The 20,225-nt window shown below is 46.9% G+C and carries 20 protein-coding genes; 5 read left to right on the forward strand and 15 right to left on the reverse strand.

The features are described from left to right. Positions 1-41: 41 nt before the first annotated feature. On the forward strand, positions 42-692 hold the full coding sequence (locus tag AC4PM4_RS23305) for an amino acid ABC transporter permease (RefSeq protein ID WP_063566273.1): 651 nt from the start codon (positions 42-44) through the stop codon (positions 690-692). 113 nt (positions 693-805) lie between these two features. On the opposite strand, the gene AC4PM4_RS23310 is transcribed toward AC4PM4_RS23305, so the two are convergent. The 12 genes from AC4PM4_RS23310 to AC4PM4_RS23365 form a co-directional block, all read right to left on the reverse strand. Next, positions 806-2,143, reverse strand: coding sequence for an FAD-dependent oxidoreductase (locus AC4PM4_RS23310; RefSeq protein ID WP_491614670.1), 1,338 nt, complete (start codon positions 2,141-2,143; stop codon positions 806-808). A 49-nt stretch (positions 2,144-2,192) separates the two neighbouring features. Then, positions 2,193-3,047 (reverse strand): carbohydrate ABC transporter permease, encoded by an 855-nt coding sequence (locus tag AC4PM4_RS23315; RefSeq protein WP_076290688.1) that lies wholly within the window; start codon positions 3,045-3,047, stop codon positions 2,193-2,195. Then, on the reverse strand, positions 3,031-3,945 hold the full coding sequence (locus AC4PM4_RS23320; RefSeq protein ID WP_079695868.1) for a carbohydrate ABC transporter permease: 915 nt from the start codon (positions 3,943-3,945) through the stop codon (positions 3,031-3,033). The genes AC4PM4_RS23315 and AC4PM4_RS23320 overlap by 17 nt, the downstream gene beginning before the upstream one ends. 34 nt (positions 3,946-3,979) lie before the next feature. Next, on the reverse strand, positions 3,980-4,681 hold the full coding sequence (locus AC4PM4_RS23325; protein WP_090954124.1) for a beta/alpha barrel domain-containing protein: 702 nt from the start codon (positions 4,679-4,681) through the stop codon (positions 3,980-3,982). Between the two features lie 30 nt (positions 4,682-4,711). Beyond that, the gene (locus AC4PM4_RS23330; protein WP_491614671.1) at positions 4,712-6,007 is read right to left on the reverse strand and encodes an ABC transporter substrate-binding protein; all 1,296 of its coding nucleotides are present in this window, start codon (positions 6,005-6,007) and stop codon (positions 4,712-4,714) included. A 103-nt stretch (positions 6,008-6,110) separates the two neighbouring features. Further along, positions 6,111-6,878 (reverse strand): response regulator transcription factor, encoded by a 768-nt coding sequence (locus AC4PM4_RS23335; RefSeq protein WP_491614672.1) that lies wholly within the window; start codon positions 6,876-6,878, stop codon positions 6,111-6,113. Between the two features lie 5 nt (positions 6,879-6,883). After that, the gene (locus AC4PM4_RS23340; protein ID WP_491614673.1) at positions 6,884-8,707 is read right to left on the reverse strand and encodes a cache domain-containing sensor histidine kinase; all 1,824 of its coding nucleotides are present in this window, start codon (positions 8,705-8,707) and stop codon (positions 6,884-6,886) included. A 228-nt stretch (positions 8,708-8,935) separates the two neighbouring features. Next, a complete protein-coding gene (locus AC4PM4_RS23345) occupies positions 8,936-9,124 on the reverse strand; it encodes an aspartyl-phosphate phosphatase Spo0E family protein (RefSeq protein ID WP_064642743.1) in 189 nt (62 codons plus the stop codon). A 248-nt stretch (positions 9,125-9,372) separates the two neighbouring features. Continuing rightward, on the reverse strand, positions 9,373-9,882 hold the full coding sequence (locus AC4PM4_RS23350) for a hypothetical protein (RefSeq protein ID WP_488732187.1): 510 nt from the start codon (positions 9,880-9,882) through the stop codon (positions 9,373-9,375). 137 nt (positions 9,883-10,019) lie between these two features. Further along, entirely contained in the window at positions 10,020-10,181 is a 162-nt protein-coding gene (locus AC4PM4_RS23355; RefSeq protein ID WP_139295711.1) for an aspartyl-phosphate phosphatase Spo0E family protein, read from the reverse strand. A 131-nt stretch (positions 10,182-10,312) separates the two neighbouring features. Continuing rightward, positions 10,313-11,698 carry a hypothetical protein gene (locus AC4PM4_RS23360; protein WP_072734967.1) on the reverse strand — a complete coding sequence of 462 codons (1,386 nt, stop codon included), beginning with the start codon at positions 11,696-11,698 and terminating at the stop codon, positions 10,313-10,315. A 255-nt stretch (positions 11,699-11,953) separates the two neighbouring features. After that, positions 11,954-13,345: a helix-turn-helix domain-containing protein gene (locus AC4PM4_RS23365; protein ID WP_491614674.1), complete on the reverse strand. Its 1,392-nt coding sequence runs from the start codon at positions 13,343-13,345 to the stop codon at positions 11,954-11,956. Positions 13,346-13,613: 268 nt separating this feature from the next. Here AC4PM4_RS23365 and AC4PM4_RS23370 point away from each other — a divergent pair, with 268 nt between their 5' ends. Beyond that, positions 13,614-14,738, forward strand: coding sequence for an LLM class flavin-dependent oxidoreductase (locus AC4PM4_RS23370; protein WP_491614675.1), 1,125 nt, complete (start codon positions 13,614-13,616; stop codon positions 14,736-14,738). Between the two features lie 98 nt (positions 14,739-14,836). On the opposite strand, the gene AC4PM4_RS23375 is transcribed toward AC4PM4_RS23370, so the two are convergent. Next, positions 14,837-15,418 (reverse strand): TetR/AcrR family transcriptional regulator, encoded by a 582-nt coding sequence (locus tag AC4PM4_RS23375; RefSeq protein WP_072734969.1) that lies wholly within the window; start codon positions 15,416-15,418, stop codon positions 14,837-14,839. A gap of 265 nt (positions 15,419-15,683) precedes the next feature. On the opposite strand from AC4PM4_RS23375, the gene AC4PM4_RS23380 reads away from it, so the two are divergent. Further along, positions 15,684-16,883, forward strand: a complete 1,200-nt coding sequence (locus tag AC4PM4_RS23380; RefSeq protein WP_400348598.1) for an MFS transporter — start codon at positions 15,684-15,686, stop codon at positions 16,881-16,883. 75 nt (positions 16,884-16,958) lie between these two features. Here AC4PM4_RS23380 and AC4PM4_RS23385 read toward each other — a convergent pair whose 3' ends face one another. Beyond that, a complete protein-coding gene (locus tag AC4PM4_RS23385) occupies positions 16,959-18,002 on the reverse strand; it encodes an alkene reductase (RefSeq protein ID WP_256863672.1) in 1,044 nt (347 codons plus the stop codon). 193 nt (positions 18,003-18,195) lie between these two features. On the opposite strand from AC4PM4_RS23385, the gene AC4PM4_RS23390 reads away from it, so the two are divergent. Then, positions 18,196-19,059 carry a LysR family transcriptional regulator gene (locus AC4PM4_RS23390; protein WP_491614676.1) on the forward strand — a complete coding sequence of 288 codons (864 nt, stop codon included), beginning with the start codon at positions 18,196-18,198 and terminating at the stop codon, positions 19,057-19,059. Between the two features lie 103 nt (positions 19,060-19,162). Here AC4PM4_RS23390 and AC4PM4_RS23395 read toward each other — a convergent pair whose 3' ends face one another. Beyond that, on the reverse strand, positions 19,163-19,339 hold the full coding sequence (locus AC4PM4_RS23395; RefSeq protein ID WP_161490616.1) for a hypothetical protein: 177 nt from the start codon (positions 19,337-19,339) through the stop codon (positions 19,163-19,165). Between the two features lie 123 nt (positions 19,340-19,462). Here AC4PM4_RS23395 and AC4PM4_RS23400 point away from each other — a divergent pair, with 123 nt between their 5' ends. After that, positions 19,463-20,074, forward strand: coding sequence for an esterase/lipase family protein (locus tag AC4PM4_RS23400; RefSeq protein WP_063566288.1), 612 nt, complete (start codon positions 19,463-19,465; stop codon positions 20,072-20,074). The last annotated feature ends 151 nt before the right edge of the window (positions 20,075-20,225 follow it).

A 20,225-nucleotide genomic window follows, 5' to 3' on the forward strand; every position in this document is an offset into this window, starting at 1 on the left:
CTCTAAATCTTGTCCTACTCACAGAAGGAGGCCGATGATCTATGGACTTTAGCGGGGCCTACGCCTGGCCCAACCTTCGTTTCCTGTTGCACGGATTCCTGATTACCCTGCAAGTGGCAGGGTTGTCGATTGTATTCAGCTTTGTTCTCGGCACCGTGCTCGGTACCGTTCGATACACCCGGATTCCGGTCCTGTCACAGATTGTGGCCGTCATCGTGGATACGATCCGCAATCTGCCGCTGCTGTTGATCATTTTCTTCATTCATATCGTACTTCCCCAGCTCGGGATCAAAATGTCCGTCTTCTGGTCCACGGTTGTTGGACTAAGTCTGTTTGAAGGCGCCATGATCGCAGAGATTGTCCGCAGCGGACTCAAATCGATCGAACGCGGACAGGTGGAAGCCGCCCGCTCCTCCGGCCTGAGCTACATGCAGACACTTGGCGGCATCATCATGCCCCAGGCTTTGCGGCGCATGTCGCCACCGATGGTGAGTCAGTTCATCTCTTTGCTGAAGGATACTTCACTAGCGATCATCATCTCCCTGCCGGAGCTGATGCACAATGTGCAGATCCTCGGTGGTCAGAGCTTCGACTACGTCATCCCTGCCCTGCTGCTCGCAGCCGTATTGTACTTCGTCATCAACTACACGTTGTCCATTGTGGCACGGCGGCTTGAAGCACGAATGACTTGATGATCGGATGACCGATGCTTCCATTACAACCCAAAGACTCCAGCTCCACTTCAATAGTGGTTTTGGAGTCTTCTTTAGATTTCATGATAGTCTGCTCGCACAGGAATCATTCCTCAAATCGCTGCTCCGTTACGGCGTAGTTCCTTTTGCAGCACCGCTACCGGCAGCTCCAACGGATCTAGCTTCATCTGAACAGCTAAAGCTGCTGCTGTTCCCGCCGCCTGCCCCGTAGCCATGCAGCTTGGAGTCAGCCTTGTCGTTGCATGGGCCTCATGTGTGGTGGAGATGCAACGACCTGCCGCCAGCAGATTGCGAATATTTCGGGAAATCAGAGAGCGGTACGGAATATCGTATGCTCCGTCTCCTTCTATAAAAGCCGCTACGACGCCTTGACCGGAGGGATCATGAATATCAATCGGATAGCCACTTCTGGCGATTACATCGTCAAACTTTTTCCCTGCAACCACATCGTCCTTGGTCAATGCATAGTGTCCGATGATTCGCCTGGATTCACGGATACCGATCTGCGGTGCTACCGCTGAGATCGAAGCCCGCTCGAATCCAGGCACGTCACGCTGCAGAAACTCAGCGATCATCAGCACCTGTTTCCTGCCTTCCTGTTCAGCAGAGGTCAGATCCTCTGCATCTGTAGCATCCAACCCCTGCACCCGGGTGCAGTTAATCAATACTTCATCTTCAGCCGGTCCGGTAAAAAACAATACCTGATCACGATTAATCGGTACACCTGCTTTTTTCCATTGGGAATAGAAGCCGCTCACCCCGGTTAACGGAATACTGTCCAGTTCGGAGAAAGGGGTTTTGGCAAAGAAATCCTCCGGGTGCTCCTGCATGTATTGCTTCACTCGTCCAAGGTCCACACCACGCATTCGGAATTTCATGGTCATCGGCTGTGACTGGTGATCGCCATCTCGCCCCTTTGCAACAGAAGCGCCCGCAAGATACGCCGCATCCGCATCACCGCTGGCATCCACGAATACGTTCGCTTGGAGCTCCATTCGACCAGACTTGTTCGTCAGGCGTACCGCTTTTACCCGATCATCCACCATAACCACTTCATCCACGAAGCTGTGCAATAACAACCGGACACCCGCCTCCTGCAGCATCTCCGCCGCAACCACCTGATAGATCGCCGGATGGTAAGGCGTAACAGTATGCACAAATCCAACCGTATCCCGAAGATGCCCCGGAGAGCCGCCGCGCGCCTGCAGTCGGTCAACGATTTCCTGGGCGATGCCTCGAATCACCTGCTCACCACTCTCCGTATGGAAGGTCATCCAGGGGTACACCATAGCGGCAGTCGACATTCCACCAACGAACCCGTACCGCTCCACCAGCACTGTTCGAACACCTTGTCGTCCAGCAGCAATGGCTGCTGCTATTCCCGCCGGACCTCCTCCCACAATAACCACATCCGCTTCTTCCTTTTTCATACTCGTCCGTTCACTCAAGTTTATCACTCCTTCCGTTCTATTACATGGACTACTCTTTCAGTCCTGTCATGGCAACTCCCTCAATGAAGCGCCGTTGTGCCAGGAAAAAGACAATTAGCAGCGGCAGGGTCGCCATGACGGTGGCACTCATCAGATATTGCCAGGCTGTACCCACTTCATCCGTGAACAAGGATAACCCCAGCGGCAGCGTCATCAGTTCTCGCGAGTTAATGAAAATCAACGGATCGAAAAACTCATTCCAGATCGTCACAAAAGTAAAGATCGTCAGCGTAGCCATACCGGGCTTGGCAATCGGAAGCATAATTCGCGCATAGATCCGGAAGCGGTTGCAACCGTCAATCATCGCCGCTTCTTCCAGCTCGGTGGGTACCGTAATGAAGAACTGCCTCATCACAAAGATGCCAAACACACCGCCCGCCCCAAAGATCGGCAATAAAATCAGCGGAAGATGTGTATCAATCCACCCCAGCTGCCGCATGAACAGAAACATCGGGATTGCCGTCACCTCATGGGGAATCATCATCGCACTCAGCAGGATGAGAAATACCACATTACGTCCCTTGAACGGAATTTTGGCAAATGCGTACCCGGCGAGAGATGCAAAGAACACCGTACCCAGCACAACCACAGCAGCAATATATACACTGTTAAAATAAAAACGGTGAAACGGAATTAATCGAAAAACATCGATGTAGTTCTGAAATCGGAAGGTATCCGGTATCCACTGTGGTGGATAGGTAAATATGCTCTGAGGTTCCTTGAATGACGTCGATATCATCCAGATAAATGGAACAAGCATGATCAGCGAGATCAGTGTCAAAAGCAAGTACGTCCCCAGGGCACTGCCTGTCTTGCGAATCGAAGGATTAGGCATCGCCTTCATTGAATACCCACCTCTTTCGAAGCTGCCATTGCAGCAGTGTCAGGATTAGCACGATAAAGAACAACACATACGCAAGCGAAGAGGCGTAGCCGAACTGAAATAATTTGAATGCTTTTTCCCAAATGTAATAGACCAATACCTTCGTGCTGTTGCTCGGCCCTCCCTGTGTCATGACGTAGATCTGTCCAAACACCTTAAGCGAGCCAATCACGGTCATGACCATGGTTAGAAACACCGTTGGCGTAATCATGGGCAGCGTGACGTGAAAGAAAGTTCCCCTTCTGCCCGCGCCGTCCAGTGTTGCCGCTTCGTAAAGTGAACGCGGCACCTGCTGAATGGCTGCAATGAACAGCACCATATTCAGCCCCACATTTTTCAGTACACTCGTCACAATAACCGCAGGCATCGCCAGATCCTGATTGTAGAGCCAGGCCGGACCCTTGATGCCTATCATTAACAGAAGCTGATTGATCAGTCCCGACTCTGTCGCATACATCAGTTTCCATACGATGGACCATACAATCAGCGAGGTCATGACCGGAACGAAGATGGCTGTTCGAAAAATCCCGATGCCGCGCAAACTTCTGGATAGCAGCAACGCGAGCAGTAGAGCAAGCACAATGTTAAGCGGCACAAGCCCCGCAGTGAAATAGACTGTATTGGCAAGCACCTTCCAGAACATGGCGTCTGTCATCACATTCCGGTAATTCTCCAGTCCAATAAAATGATGATCCCCCAGCAGCGGCCAGTCGGTCAGGCTCATGTATAGCGCGAGACCCATGGGAAACAGCAGCAGCAGGGTAAACCCGAGCACCATGGGCGATACAAACAGCCATCCCGCGATCTGGGCCTCTCTGGCGAGCGGACCTCTTCCTGTACGCTTGCGTGAATGGGTCACAGTCAGGCCCTCCCCTTTATCAAATTTCTTCCCTCTAGTCTGGACGGTTCAGATTGTCCACCGCATTACGGAAGGCGTTAACAGCCCTTCGCAGCTGCTCCTCCGCTCTGCCCGTTACGACCGCTCCAAGCATGATCGCCTTGACTCCGGTATCGTGCAGCACCCGAACATCCTCCGGCACCAGCTTACGCTGAGAAGGAACCAATACCGGAATTTGCGCCTGTAAGACCAGACGGCGATACTTGAGCACGTCCGCAAAGCTTAGCGGTGTACCATATTCATTCCCAGGCACAATGGATGCCTCCAGGGCGGTGAAGCCGTAATGAGCCGCTGACGTTACGATTGAAGGTTCATATTCGTCGTTGATCGCAAACGTAGGGTCCAACCCCAGGTCATCCAGCATGAAGGACGGCAAGTGATGTGCATAGATGGAATAGAAGTCGAAACCCAGCCCGGAGAGGCGCTCCACGTCCTCCCTCCGTGCTCCATCTATACTACCGGATGGTACGACCCCAAGCGGGCCGCCAAACTCGCTACGGATCGCCTGAAAAACTTCGGCATAGTTGTCCAGTGGACCAAAATGATTCCCGCTGGCGCGATGACCGACATTATAATGCACCTTCAGTGCATCAGCGCCCTCTTCAATTGCTGCCCGGGCCAAAGATAGATCGTTCTCGGGTAAGCTGACCACAAGTGACAGGGATTTCCGATCAAGCAATTCCTTGAATTTGCCCATCATGCTCACCTCCTGTTTCTATAAGATTATTTATTGTTGCAGCACGCTTTGGACCTCTTCCTGCATTTGCTTCAGATTATCCTCGGGTGTCGCTGAACGGGCGAACAGTCGGTCAAATCCCTGCAACACCGCATTGTCAATATCCTGCCAACGGATATGACCTGGAATCAAGCGCGCTTTTGGCATTTCATTAATCACCGCCTGCACAATATGCTCCTTGCTCGGATTATTCGGCTGATTAATGAACGCATCGGAGTTCAGCACAGAGGTACGCGGAGGCACAAAATAGGTGGCCGTCGCCTGAATGCCCTGCTCGCTGGCAAAATACTTCAATAGCTTCTTGGTTTCCTCCGGATGTTTGCTGTCGTTGAACCTGGCATATCCAGCCTGCCCCAGCATCGGTACGCTGCCCTGTGAACCGGAAGGCATGGGAGCGATACTCCATTCAAAATCCGTAATTTCTCTGGCTTTGGAAACATAGCTGTAGTTATCGAAGAACATGCCCACATTGCCAGCATCGAAACTGACCTGCTCGCCTGCTTTTGGATGCGATTCATCGGTGAACATCATGCGCTCCAGCAGTTCAAAGGTCTGTACGCCATAGGCATCGTTCCAGGTGAATTTCGTCATGCCTTCGTCGAACGGGCCGCTGCCATTGGACCAGGAATACGAGGAGAGCACAGCCCAGGTCTTCCAGTCGCGAAAAAAGTTAGCGCCATAGATCCGGTTGGTCGCCTCCTTGCTGGTGATCGCCTTAGCGGACTTCTCGAACTGTTCCCATGTCCATTGCCCTTGGCTGGCAAGTGTATTCGGGTCGGTCAGGCCTGCTTTGTCGAACAGCGTTTTATTGTAGAACATGACCACCGGAGGTGTAGAAAAAGGAAGCCCCAGCAGCTGATCTCCATCACGGAACAAATCCAATGTGCTTGGTATATAATCATCCAGCTTGAACTGTGCATCGTCCTTGAACTCGGATACATCGGCCAGGATGTGATTGGATTTGAATTGTGGCACCATCCGCTCCGATACCCATGCGATATCCGGGAGAGAGCCGCCAGCGGCAAGCACCGAAATTTTTTGCTGATATTCCGCGAAAGGTACGGATTCCATCGTCACCTTGATGCCTGGATTTTCCTGCGTGAAGCCATCGATCAGCTTGTTGTATACATCCATATGTGCCTGATTGCCCCACATCATGAATTTCAGCTCAACCTCTCCATTCTCCCCGGCTGCTTGCCCAGGATCACTTCCGGAATTGGAGCTTGTGCACCCGATTGAAGCAATCATCATGAGTAAGAGTATCAATATCAGTCCTGCTTTTTTCATGAAAATCCCCCTTATGGACTTAGTGGTATACATGTGCAACCAAAGTATAACGAAGGTATCGGCCGCTCATAAATCACGTCAATTACAGAAATGGTATGGTTTTTCAAGAACTACTGAATCGGTCACGATATTCCCCTGCTGTCGATCCCACCTGCTGCTTGAATACCAGCATGAAGTGCTTAGGACTCTGATGCCCGGATAACCTTGCAACATCATAGATTTTGAGCCCTGTGTTAACCAGCAGCCACTTGGCCCGTTCCATACGAGCCTCAGCGATGTATTCGGAGTAATTGGTTCCTGTTTCGTTCTTGAACAGTTGGCTTAGATAGGTGGGGTTCAGATGAACCAGAGCTGCTATGGTCTGAAGTCGCAGATCCCCATCGGGGTGCTGCTTGATGTGCTCCTTCACATCTCGGATAATCTTCCGCGTATCTCCGCCGGAGTGCTCTGCTTTCCCAGATGGCTCAGTGACTGGAAGGGTTGAAATGCCATACCTGCGATCCAGCAGCAATTGAATTTTTTGGATGCATAATGCCAGTTCATGTCGTTCAATCGGCTTCAGCAGATAGTTCAATACCCCGTATTCCATCGCCCTGCGTGCATATTCAAACTCTCCGTACCCGCTAATGATGATCATCAGCAGATCAGGGTACATATCTCTTGCTTTGGATACGAGTGTCAGCCCGTCCATTTCACGCATGCGAATATCCGTGATCAACACATCAGGTACTTCACATCTCAGAAAATCCAGTGCCTCGGCTCCGCTCGAAGCTTCACCTGTTACCTCGAACTGAGGAGCCGCCTGTACAATCAGCTCTCTCAGTCCCTGACGGATGACCGTCTCATCCTCCACAAGCAATACTTTATACATGCGCTTCATTCCCCTTTCGGTTGAAGTTGAATGGATATCGTCACCGCCAGGCCCTGCCCGGGACTGCCATCGACGCTCAGGCCGCTGCCTTCTCCATACATGAGGCGGAGCCTTTGAGAGATATTGTTAAGTCCCAGCCTGTCCCCGGCATGACAACGCAATGCCTCATTGGAAGGCTGCCGAGCAATGGATTCATTTAATTCATCAATCTCCGCCTGAGCCATGCCTTTGCCATTGTCACGCACAATAATCAGCAGCTCATCATCGAATTTCAATGCAGATACCCAGATCCCCCCGCCATCCGCCTGCCCTTCAATGCCATGGTAGACAGCGTTCTCCACCAGCGGTTGCAATACCAGCTTAGGAATCAGACACTCTGTAATGGCTTCATCGATGTCATAGATTACCTTCAGCTTGCCGTCATAACGTACCTGTTGAATGCGTACATAGGATTGTACAAACGCCAGTTCTTCCTGAAGCGGAACCCTCCGGTCCACCTTATCAATCGTATAACGCAGCAGCTTGCCAAGTGCCGTCACCATATCAGACACCTCAGCGTGCTTCTGGCGGACCGCCATCATGTTGATGGACTCCAATGTGTTGTATATAAAATGGGGATTGATCTGGCTCTGCAATGCTGACAACTCTGCCTCTCGCTCTTGAATGCCCAACAGAAATACCTCGTTGAATAATCTATTGATCTCTTCCATCATCCGGTTAAAACCCCGGCTAATCTGTCCGAACTCATCATTGCTAAAGTGCGCTACGCGCTGGCTAAAGTCTCCCTGCTCTACCCGAATCATATTGTGCTTCAGTCGAATTAGCGGCCTCGTTATGCGATAGGATAAGAACACCGCGAGAACTGCTACGGCCGCCATACATAACACAGCGAATCCAAACGTAAACGTGAGCATCTCGCCCGACTCCTTCTGAATAACGGCAATAGGTGTAAGGCTGATCACCGAAAGTCCTGAATAGCTGGAATGGTGCTGTACGTAGAGATAGGGCTTCCCCTCAAGGACAACCTTCTGGTTGCCTGCGTATCCTTGAAGCTGGCCATGTTTTAACAGTTGGTCGTATGCGGACAGACCTCCGGCTGAGGTGCGTTCGAACAGGAGACGCTGCTTGCTGTCGACAATCATCAGGCTCGCATTTTGCTCGAAATTCAGATTGGATAAGAGTTGGCCGAAGGCTTCCAGCCGGATGTCGATCAGAATATACCCCAGTCGCTGGAGTGTACCCGGATCACGTATCTCACGGGCAACCGATATATACGGCTCTTCACGACTGCCCGTGTAATAGCTTGGTTCGTGTGGAGGAAGCAGACGCCATTCCCCTTCCGAGCCGTTAAGCTCTGCAAACCAGTCATCCTGCCTGCTGTCCCATACCGGATTCACTGCCAGCGAATCCAGATTGGAGAACAAAATGCCGCTGTTGCTGATCAGATGGACGCCACGAATTTCCGGTCGGTCATACGCTTGACCGGACGTGTAGAGCTTCATTTTCAGATAATCATCGGACCGCGCCCATGTACCCGATCCCATCGGAGCATTGTATTTGCCCAGAATGCCAAGCACCATCTGATCATAGAGCGGCAAGAGCGACAAACGTTCGAAGTCCTTGAGCAGCCGATTCAGATTGGTATTAATCTGGCGGACAATATCAATGGTGAACTGCTCCGTCTTGCGATCAATCGTCTGCGAGAAATGCAGGTAATTAACCACTCCCTGCAAGCTTAGCGGCAGCAAGGTCAACGCCAGGAACAACAGAAGCAGCTTGGTGCGCAGATTCATATTTCTTCCGAAATAACCCAGTACCTTGTCCATCATTTCCGTTCATCCCTCCCTCTCCCGATCATTGTATGATCCCCCTTCACAGATCAATCTGGATATAACTGGGGTTCATCATATCCAGTTTTAATGATCGTTGGCTATCCTGCCAACCATGGGATTGGTACGGAATTTCAAGATTGAAGCCCAGGTTTCGACGAAACGCAAAAAAGCCGACTGTATGGCTACAGTCGACTACTCTTCTATTACATAAAAAAACCGACTGCATTATGCAATCGGCTGTCTTTTCATAAAGTGTTTTTTATATTTGAAGCGATTATATTCATTAATTAACTCGTCCAATACCATCGATTGTTGAAGGACTTTGTAGTCTTGCATGCCATGATATTCCGCCAAACGACTTAACTCATGCCTGTTTTGTTCGATTTGGTCTCTAATCTGCTTCGGTTCTCTCACAGCATGCACCCCCTCTTTTTAAAACATTTTAGGATACATTGCCAAAAAATTCATATTTTATTCCTTTGCAAAATAAAATGTTTTCTTACATAACAATACTTTCATAACATAGCATTTTGCATTAATCCGTGAAAATCGTCACAACTACAGCATATAGATATATTCCAATCACATTAAACTACATATCGTACTCATGAGAAAATGGAAGTCCCTTTACGCAAAGACTAAAGACAGAAACACATTATAAATTATGTTCCAATCGTATGCTGTACTTTGCTCGCTCTGGAGCGGATTAGAATCCCTGCTACACGCACCAAAACCATAGCTGCGGTCATTAATATAAATGCAGGACCGATATTCTGAAGATCCAATTGATGCTCATTTGCATACTGGTATGCTTGCTGCGGATGATGCGTAATCCATTCCACCGGAATGATGCGTAGCAGGAATGCCACCGCCCAGACGACCACACTACCTATCCCCACTCGGGTATACCACTTACCTGCCGTCGCATCGAATTCCATACGCGTTATTCCCAGCACAATCATTCCGAACAATGCCCCTACAATCACGGCCACCAACAAAAACAGCACATTATTGCCTGTAAAAGTCATGTCTTTAAGGAATTTGACTGCATAATAACCCATAATAACGAAAGGCAGCAATAACCGATAATAACGTACTGGCTTTCGTCCAATTGAAGTGAATACTAAAACCGCAAACATGATGATCATCTGAACCCACATGCTCGTCGTCATACGTTGTTCCCCCTGTAATTTGCTTGATTTGATGCTTTAAGCATAGCAGGGAGAACACCGCTCTAGCGTCCACAACTGGGTTGATAAGTAGGTCCACCTATAGGTGGATTACAGAGGAAGATAAGAGCGTTAACAAATTAGTGTTTCTCTCTTAGTCGAATATATTTATTAATCAGTTCATCCAGCACCATAGACTGCTTGAGAACTTTATCATCATGCATGCCATGTTTCTCCACCAACCGACGCAAATGTTGCCGATTCTGCTCGATTTGATCTTTGATCTGCTTGATTTCTCTCACAGCATGCACCCCTTTTTCAACCTATTTTAGGGTACATTTATCTAAAAATTCATAATGGAATGCTTTGCAAAATTTTTGTATTAGATCTTTTAGTAGAGGTCGTTATATTGAGCAAGATTAGATCTCAGTAGTTATACACTTTTAATTCTAATTCCAAAATTTTGTGAGCTCTGGCCTTCTATTAACCTATTGTATTGTTCTTCCTGTTGGTTCGTTACATGCCTTCTGAATTTACCATATAAATCAATAGATTTAATAGACATTAGGTCATCGTTACTTGATGATGAGAGTTCCAGGCTCGTGAGTAACGTGTCAATCCCCGTTGCGTATCTTTGTTGGTTGAGCCTGTACTTCGCTAACTCATAATAAAAACATATATATCTATAATTCAACATTTGCATATTGTACGTCCCTTTTAAATGTATATCCGTGTTGAATTGTTTAATATAAGGATCGAATCTATCCAATGCAGAATCAATATCCAGTGAGTGCCGGTTAGCTGCTTGCACAATATTCACGAATGCTATTAAAATCTCATGTGGATTAGCATCAAGGTAATTCAGATAAGGTTCAATAACCTCATGGTTCCCATTCATCAAATGGTATAAATACCGATTTCCCTCCGCCCATCCTTTGAAACGTTCTATTAATTCTTGCTCTTCTTCTGTTGGATTAGAGATTTCAATAACAGTCACGTAAACATCTGTATATTCCAGAGCTTTTTCATATTGCTTACGCGCTTCACAGACACTTGCCTTCAATAAATTCGCATATGCTTTATACGTAAATATGGGGTAAAAGGCGGTTCTTTTTCTATTTTTCCGTCTTCGAGATTGAAGTTCAAGTTGAAAATCAACTTTTCGTTCCAGTTCCTCTGCCAGATCATAAACCTTATCCCAGAGATGTATTGTACTATAAACATTCGCCAAGTCTTTAATAGCATCCAGTTGTATTTCTTCATCCAATTTCTCAATATAAGGTTCCAATTGGGCTGCTGCAGCCAGATTATCGAATTTACTCATTGTTTTATGAAGCAAAAAAATACGGTACTGGCATAACGCCAACCGTTCCGAGTGCTGATATTTCTCACCTGCGGCTACGCATCCATATAAAATAAGCGCCGCTTCATTCATTTCTTTGAAATATAGATTTTCTGCCATTTGAAACAGTTCTGAAATATAGGATCGATCATCTGTAACCTGATAGACTACCTTTTTAATACAGCCTAGCTTGTTAAGTTCAGCGCAGCGATACAGGAACGGTTCCAAACGCCTCCAATGAGGTGCGGCTTCCACAAAACATTCCACACTGTACATCTCGTAGAAGTATCCCTTCTCCAACCCCATACCAGATGTGATTTGATCCAACTGATTCATAGCTAGAGGTCTGCTGCCCTTGAGGATAGCACTTAATGTGCCAACGTTGACACCTGTGACATCTGAGAATTGCTGTAGTTTATATCCTCTTTCTCTTATGTGATTCTCTATATATGTGCGTATCGTAGGTGCAAGTTTCAATTCTCCCACCCCCATCAACCAAACTAACTTAAGATTCATCAATACTTAATAAATGTAATTTTAATCCTGAATTTTACAATGGTCAATCTGCGCAAAAAAGGCTTATTTCCGATCTCGGAAATAAACCATTAACTATGATAGTTTATAATTTCATTGCGATTAATCTACAATGTTCCATCACCATGAGATGAAGGACCAAAGGATTGTATTTTTATGTCGATTGGATATTGATGTATAACAGAGAAAAAAATAGTACTAAACAAAAGTATTGTTATAATTTTTTTTAATCTCATAATTATATGCCTCCTTTATTATAGATCCGTACAAGTTTTGTATCTCCTGAGATGCAAAAGACCTGTATCTTTCAAAGAGAGCAACGCATTGTATAATATCTCTATAATTGTTAATATTGATTGCTGAATTCAAACAATTAAGCAGCTTTTGCATTCCTTCAGCATATCGTTCCTGACGAAAATAATAAATTGCCAATTCAGTCAAAAATTTGGTGTACCTGTCATTTATTATCTGTTTATTGTATCTTTTATTTGACATAATATCTCTTGAAATTGTATTAATTTTACTATCAAATTTTAAAAGTACATGATTGATATTCATATCGTAAGTATTTGCTGCCTCCATAATTTTGACAAGAGCAGTAAGGAATTCTTCTTCATTTTGTTCAATCCATGCCACATACGCTGGGAGCACTTCTTCATTTCCCATCATCAGATTATACAAATAGGTGTTTACTTCAGTCCAGCCACTGAACATATTGATATATATTTGGTCCTCTTCACTAGGGTTTGCAATATTAATTATCTCAGCATATTCTTGGGTGTAGTTTAGAGCCTCCTTATATTTTCCACTCCATTCACAGGCTGAAGCCTTGAGAAGATTTGAATATGCTCTGTACACAAAAAGGGGATATGCAGTTACCCTATTTACTTTATCGACTTTTTTCTTAGTAAAAGATTGTATAAATTCAGCTTTACGCCCCAATTCATCTGCTAGTGCGAACAGCTTGTCCCAATAACGTAGGGCTGAGTATGTATTCGCCAGATCCTTGATCGCATCCAGTTGCCGCTCTTCATCCAGCCTATTAATATATGGCTCGAAGTGCACGGCTGCCCTGAGATTTTCATGCTGATCCTGACCCAGAGATAGTGTGAAAATACGGTACTGACACAATGCGAGACGTTCCGAGTGTTGGTACTTCTCACACTCCGCAACGCATTCATATAACATGCGGGCCGCTTTCTTTTGTCCTCGTTCAAGCATGCCTTCTGCCATCTCGAACAATTCGGAAATATAGGATCGATCATCCGTCACTTGCTGGATTACCCTCTGGATACATCCGAGCTTGTCCAGCTCGGCGCAACGTTGCAGAAAAGGTTCCAGTCTTCTCCAATGTGGTGCAGACTCCACAAAACACTCAGCGCCGTAAATTTCGTAGAAATGGCCTTCTTCCAGCTTCATGCCTTTGGTAATCAAATCCAGTTGAGCCATGGCGATTGGCCGCGTCCCTTTGATGATCGCACTTAACGTTCCAGCGTTCACACCCGATATATCGGCAAAGTATTGCAGGGTATAGCCCTGTTTCCTGATGTAGTCCTCAATAAAGGAGCGTATCGTAGTTGTAGGTTCCATGTCTCCCACCTCCACAATGAAAATCCATAAATTTGAATTTATATGATATGCACAATTTTAATCCTAAATTTTACAGCGGTCAATAAAAATCGTGGCAATTTCCTGCCCATTTGTCTAAGTTTGAGCGGCTTTAATCCGCCTTATAGAAAAAATCCATTAGAAGAATGCATGGCAACATGGTAAAGTTAGTTTTAGCTTGAATATCCTACTATTTCCATAGGATTAGACAACCCAGTGCTTTTCCAATCCAATCCAAGGGGATGGTTAGATGAAATTTGCCTTATTTAGTCTCATGATGAATCTTCCAAATGCCGTAACTGGTGAATCACTAACAACACAACAGAAGTTTCACAACATTTTGGAACAAGCCAAGCTGGCCGAACGGCTGGGGTTCGATGCATATGGGATCGGTGAGCGGCATGGCGCACCTTTTCTGTCTTCCTCACCTCCCGTTGTGCTGACCGCCGTCGCTGCTGCGACTTCACGTATCCGGTTGCTAACAACGGTCACTGTTCTTAGTATACTTGATCCGGTACGGGTTGCCGAGGATTATGCCACGCTGGATCAATTATCGGGCGGACGGCTGGAGATGATCATCGGGAAAGGCAATGATCCTCGGCACTATCCCCTGTTTGGCATTAGCGAGGAGGAACAATGGGATTCACTCGGTGAACGCTACGAACTGCTGAAACGGCTGTGGACTGAAGAGAATGTAACCTGGCAGGGAACGTATCGCCCTCCCCTTCAAGAGGTTACTACTCAGCCGAGACCGCTTCAGCAATCCATTCCGATCTGGCATGGAAGCGCATCGAGCACCCGCTCTACCGAGCTTGCAGCTAAGTATGGCGAACCGATATTTAGCTCGAATTCCTTCCACCCGAAGGCAAAATACAAAGCGTTAATTGACCATTACCGGGAGCGTCTCGATTATTATGGTCATGATGCGAACCGAGCGGTGGTTGGCTCTGGTGCAGGCAGCCTATACCTCGCGAATACACGCGAAGAGGCGATCCGTCGTTATACGCCTTATTATGAGGCATTTCATGCTACGGCCGCTGCGCAGCACAACCAGTCACCCTTTAAGGACCTGGAGGATAACATTGCGCATGGTCCTGTACTGATTGGTAGTCCAGAGCAAGTCATTGAGAAGATCCTCAATTACCATGCCGCATATGGACATCAGGTACTGAGTATCAGCGTGGATGGACTCAGCCATGCAGAGCAGCTGGAGCAGGTAGAACGCTTTGCCCAGGATGTAGCGCCGGTGTTACGACGCGAAATACCCAGTTTCATATGGAACGAGCCCCCGCTCTTGAACGAGTCTCTTCCTTCTTCCACTTCGCATTCTCCTGATTCATGGCCCCCAGCCATCTCACCGATCTTCCAGGTATAGTTCTCAGTTCTCCACACAATCCCCATTCATCCACAAGCCTTTATGTATCCAGGGTGATTCTTAAGAATCGCCCTATCCCTCCCCCAAGATGTCTTTCTCTATGATCCAGATTTAATACCCTCAAACAAGGAGATCAACGAACGCTGCACGAATTCAGTATCTATCGCTTCGCCAGTCACCAGCATGCGATAGAACATCGCTCCATAGACGAGGTCTATGCACAGTCCGATGTCACAATCCTTTTTCAACTGTCCCCGTTCTATACCTTTTTCAAAAATTCCCCACGCTTCGCGCCGACGAGGCTGAATGTATCTGGTTCGGTATTCTGCTGCAAGCCCTGGATCAGACTGTCCCTCTCCGACAATCTGTGTGATCACTTTTCCTTCCCGGCTGCTCAAAAAAACAACCAGATTGCTCGCATGAATGCGCACATCCTCAAATACCGATCCTGTATCCGGTACAGGCAATCTTGCCTTTGCCGCAGACATGTACCCATCCATAATGACAGCACCTTTATTTGGCCACCATTTATATATCGTTGCTTTGCTCACCTTAGCACGTTCAGCAATTTTTTCGATCGTAATCGCTCCGAATCCGTGTTCCAGTAATAATTCATAGGAAGCTGCAAGAATCGCATTCTGGGTTTCCACATTGCGGGGACGCCCTCTTTTGGCTGTCATCATAAGCCCTCCTTGGTGTAACCAATGCATCTGTAATTCATAAAAACTATACGTTCATTATACTAAAACACCGATACATTAAACAATTTCGTTCTTACCTTACCTCGACATGAAAAAAATCCCCACGCCTATTTACAATACTAAACGTTTAGTTTATTATATGCTTACGATTAGTAAACGCACCGTTTAGTAATTGACAATTTCAATACAAGTTCACTTTAATAAAAAATAATTAGAGAACATGTGGAGGGTGATACTCATGGTTATGCAAACTGATGTGAAATCAAATTCAGTTCCCAGTTGGTTGATTTTACTTTTGGCTGCGGCGTGCGGGCTGATTGCGGCAAACCTGTATTATGCTCAGACGGTTATAGGACCAATCAGCGTGACAACAGGGCTTTCCTCTGCTGCTGCGGGATTGATTGTGACGTTAACACAGATCGGTTATGTTATTGGCCTGCTGTTTATCGTTCCGCTCAGTGACATTCTGGAGAATAAGCGACTTGTAACTTTTTTCCTCATCATTCTAGTCGTTGCATTGATTGCCGCTGCTTTCTCTTCCCATGCCGTATTATTTCTGACTGCTTCCCTCGTCATCGGTATCAGTTCAGTCGTTGCGCAAATTCTGGTTCCCTACGCCACCTACCTCACTTCTGAGGAGCAACGCGGACGGGTTGTCGGCAACGTGATGAGTGGTCTACTGCTGGGCATCATGCTGGCTCGGCCAGTCGCAAGTTTTATTACAAGCCTGCTCGGCTGGCAAGCGGTCTTTGTCTTCTCGGCAATCATTATCGTATTGCTTACATTGCTCCTATCACGTGCACTTCCTGCACGTCAGCCACAACCTGCGATGAAGTACGGACAATTAATTCTGTCATTGGGCTCCCTGCTCAAAACATTTCCCATGCTCCGCCGCCGAGCCCTCTATCAGGCCAGCCTGTTTGGCGCTTTCAGCTTGTTCTGGACCACAGTTCCCTTGCAGCTCGCCAATGAGTATGGCATGTCCCAGCAAGGAATTGCCTGGTTTGCACTGGCTGGTGTTGGGGGTGCCATCGCAGCACCTATTGCCGGAAGATGGGCGGATAAAGGTTTAACCCGCATATTAACCGGACTCGCCATGGTCATCGCGGCTGCATCTTTTGGGCTCGCCTATCTGTTCCAGGGCCACTCTACTGCTAGCCTTATTCTGCTTGTGGTCGTTGCCATCACACTGGATATGGCGGTCTCGGGTAATTTGGTGCTGGGACAGCGCATTATCTATTCGTTGAGCGAAGCAAGAGGACGCGTAAACGGGATATTTATGTCGATCTTTTTTGTAGGGGGCGCAATTGGATCATCTCTTGGCAGCTGGTCCTACGCACATGGAGGTTGGAGTCTCACCACACTGATTGGTCTGTTGATGCCTCTACTGGCACTCGTATACTACTTAACGGAAAAGAAAGTCACCGTCGTCAGTAACCCGTAACCATCCTTCCATATGTAAACAAAACAAAGGGCAGAGTGATCTTGAGGATCAGCTTCTGCCCTTTTCTTGCTACATTCACACCAACACAGTCAGATGTGCGTTGGCATCGTACTCGACCAACTGCTGCCCCGAACGCAATTTTTGCACCAGATCGGGATTGGCGATAAACGGTCTGCCGAACGCTGCCAAATCAATGCTCCGATCTTGCACTGCCTGCTCTGCGGTTGTTGCCTCAAGTTCCCCTACGCCAATGATGATTCCATCCCACTGCTGGCGAATCGCTTCATGGAAATTGTGCTCCCCATCCCAGACTGTGGTGTATCGATCTGTTGAAGGATGCAAGATTGTAATACCTGTCTCACGGAACAGATTCAGATAGGCGTTTAGCACTCCAGCCTTGTCTGACCAGACATAGGAAGGGTCATCATCTTTTTTCTCGGAAAATCGTATCGATATGCGATCCACGCTGATTTCTTTTTGGACTGCAATAATGATCTCCTTCAGAAAACGCAATCGTCCCTGGATATCGCCTCCGTATTCGTCTGTTCTGTGGTTCGTCTTCTCATTAATGAACTGGTCGATCAGATAACCATGCGCTGCATGCAGCTCAATTCCGTCGAATCCAGCCAGTACCGCATTGCGGGCAGCCGTTTGAAATTGTTGAATGGTTGCCCGGATATCTTGCACACTCATAGCTTGAGGTATCTGATATGGCTTATGCAATTTATGGACTCTTCCTTGAGCCGGAATCTCTGAAGGTGCCAGCGGCGGGGTACCAATCAGATCGGAGTGAGACAGTCTGCCCACATGCCACAGCTGAGCGATGATGTTCCCTCCGTGTTTATGGACGGCATTCGTTACCTTTTTCCATGAAGCGGTCTGTTCAGCCGTATATAATCCGGGGATACCATAGGTTCCTTTGCCTGCCAGCGAGGGATTGATACCCTCTGTAATGATCAACCCTACGCCATCCCTGGCACGTCGCTCGTAATACGCCACCATCTCTTCCGTCGCAGTCCCATCCTGATCATTGGCAAACCCTCGGGTAAGAGGTGCCATCACTAATCTGTTTCTCAAATGCCATTCGTTGATCGTCACCGGACTCAGTAATGTAGACATATTTCTCATCACAACTCCTTCTCCATTGTCAGCGTTTTGCATGATTCCATTGCTCTGTAAAAGCTGTTGATAACGATATTGTAAGCCGGCATATATATATCGTAAAATGATTGAAATATATAGTTGTATCTCTCATAGAGATACCTAACACTTCACTTTACTTCATTTCATTACAACTCAGGAGGCCAGAGCCATGGAACTCTCGGATATCGATATTATTCTCGCGGTGGCAAGGTCCGGCAAAATCTCACAGGCCGCCAAAGAATTGAATTATGCACAATCCAACGTCACCACACGCATCAAAAAACTGGAACAGGAATATCAGGTTCAGTTGTTTAACCGTTTTCCCAAAGGGGTGGTACTGACTTCCAAAGGAGAACAATTTATCCAGTATGCAACACGCATCCGTGACCTGTTAAACGATCTAGAGCAGGATATGACTGATCCCGGTGAGCCTTCAGGCACGTTAAAAATCGGGATTGTGGAGACGGCAGCATCCAGCCGGTTCATGGAGATTCTCAATGAATACCAAGTGACCTATCCCGAGGTCTCCATCTCGCTTGTGAATGCCACTTCACCCAAAGTGCTGCGCAAGAAAATACAGGAATACGAGATTGATGGTGCCTTTATTAGTGGTGCGTGTGTAAAAGAGGGTCTGAAAGTGGAATATGAAATGCAGGACACGGTGCATATCATCTCCAAAAGGATGGACGTTCCACCCGAAAGCCTGTGTCAGGTTTCGTGGGTCGTTTTCCCAAAAGGCTGCCCATACCGTGAAATTACGGAGGAATATTTGCAGGAAGAAGGTTTGTCTGCTCGCAATATGATTGAAGTCAGCACGATGGATAACCTGCTTAGCTGTGTGGAGTCGGGGATTGCTTTTACCATTATGCCTTGCAGCGTTATTCACAAGAAACCAGATGAGTTCTCTGTATTTGATCTGGCCGAACGATTCACACATACCACAACGACCTTTGTCCGGGGTGAAGATCGATACGTCAGCAGCGCGCTGGATCGATTTGCGAAGCTGCTGAATCAGAAGTGCATTACGTTTTGAAATAAAATTTCAATTTTCCCCATATCTGACTCAGCGCTTATCTAGGGCTAGAGAACACCAGAAGAAGAGATGCGAACTTACGCATCTCTTCTTCTGGTATTAGCTATAAAGGCTTTTTCTTACTTTTCACTAAAATGAATAGCAGGGATAGAAAAAATAAAATTTCTGACATGTTGACCAACAGCCTCATGCCTTCCCCTAATTCCTTTAATCCAAATAGAATATGGATTAGCGAAATCATTCCCGTCATTAAAGCGACCACTACAGCCAAAACCAGCATGCATTAATCCCCTCAAAATTTATTTTAAATTTTAATACTACCAAACTATTCCTTTAAATTACAAATAATGATAGATTAGGAGAGGTATAATATGGATATACATTCCAAAGGAGGATATTAATATTGAGTAAATCTATTATTCTACGTTGTGTCTTAACCTGTCTGTTCTTCGTTAGCTCGTTATCTTTGCTATCCATCCCTGCCGGTGCGGAGCAGTCAGCGGCGACCAATGGGCGCAATCCGATTGTGCTTGTACACGGTATTGGAGGCGCGGGATTTAACTTTGCCAGCATCGAAAGAGCACTAATAAACGAAGGTTATTCCCGAAGTGACCTGTACGCCATCGATTTCCTCGACAAGTCGGGAAACAATGTCACCAATTCACGTCAGTTATCCACCTATATTGATGATGTCCTGCGGAAGACCGGTGCCAGCCAGGTCGATATCATCGCCCATAGCATGGGCGGAGCCAACACCCTGTATTATATCAACAACCTCGGTGGTGGTAAAAATATAGGCAAAGTTATTACACTCGGCTCTCCCAACCGGCTTGTGGCCCGATCGGCACCAAACGGCATTGCATATACTTCCATCTACAGTACGTCGGACTTAATTGTAAACAATACGTTATCCCCACTGAACGGGGCGAACAATATTCGTATTTTCGGGGTGACCCATATCGGCCTGCTGATTGATCGTGGTGTTCAAAGTCACATCATGAACGCCTTGAAGTAAAACAAATGATAAAGAAGGCGGGCATCCATGGACGCCCGCCTTTTATCTGTACAATCGTAAGGAACACCAGACCGCGTTATTTCCTAAAATTTCGCTAATAAGACGCTAAAAACGCATCAAATTTTGATATAACGTGTCTCAGGTTTCTTAT

Source organism: Paenibacillus sp. MDV22-iso6 (genome assembly GCF_058408365.1).

Coding starts and splice junctions, on each gene's coding strand:
- AC4PM4_RS23305 (WP_063566273.1), top strand. CDS start 42: ATGGACTTTAGCGGGGCCTACGCCTGGCCCAACCTTCGTTTCCTGTTG.
- AC4PM4_RS23310 (WP_491614670.1), bottom strand. CDS start 2,143: ATGAAAAAGGAAGAAGCGGATGTGGTTATTGTGGGAGGAGGTCCGGCG.
- AC4PM4_RS23315 (WP_076290688.1), bottom strand. CDS start 3,047: ATGAAGGCGATGCCTAATCCTTCGATTCGCAAGACAGGCAGTGCCCTG.
- AC4PM4_RS23325 (WP_090954124.1), bottom strand. CDS start 4,681: ATGGGCAAATTCAAGGAATTGCTTGATCGGAAATCCCTGTCACTTGTG.
- AC4PM4_RS23330 (WP_491614671.1), bottom strand. CDS start 6,007: ATGAAAAAAGCAGGACTGATATTGATACTCTTACTCATGATGATTGCT.
- AC4PM4_RS23335 (WP_491614672.1), bottom strand. CDS start 6,878: ATGTATAAAGTATTGCTTGTGGAGGATGAGACGGTCATCCGTCAGGGA.
- AC4PM4_RS23340 (WP_491614673.1), bottom strand. CDS start 8,707: ATGATGGACAAGGTACTGGGTTATTTCGGAAGAAATATGAATCTGCGC.
- AC4PM4_RS23350 (WP_488732187.1), bottom strand. CDS start 9,882: ATGACGACGAGCATGTGGGTTCAGATGATCATCATGTTTGCGGTTTTA.
- AC4PM4_RS23365 (WP_491614674.1), bottom strand. CDS start 13,345: ATGGAACCTACAACTACGATACGCTCCTTTATTGAGGACTACATCAGG.
- AC4PM4_RS23370 (WP_491614675.1), top strand. CDS start 13,614: ATGAAATTTGCCTTATTTAGTCTCATGATGAATCTTCCAAATGCCGTA.
- AC4PM4_RS23375 (WP_072734969.1), bottom strand. CDS start 15,418: ATGACAGCCAAAAGAGGGCGTCCCCGCAATGTGGAAACCCAGAATGCG.
- AC4PM4_RS23380 (WP_400348598.1), top strand. CDS start 15,684: ATGCAAACTGATGTGAAATCAAATTCAGTTCCCAGTTGGTTGATTTTA.
- AC4PM4_RS23385 (WP_256863672.1), bottom strand. CDS start 18,002: ATGTCTACATTACTGAGTCCGGTGACGATCAACGAATGGCATTTGAGA.
- AC4PM4_RS23390 (WP_491614676.1), top strand. CDS start 18,196: ATGGAACTCTCGGATATCGATATTATTCTCGCGGTGGCAAGGTCCGGC.
- AC4PM4_RS23395 (WP_161490616.1), bottom strand. CDS start 19,339: ATGCTGGTTTTGGCTGTAGTGGTCGCTTTAATGACGGGAATGATTTCG.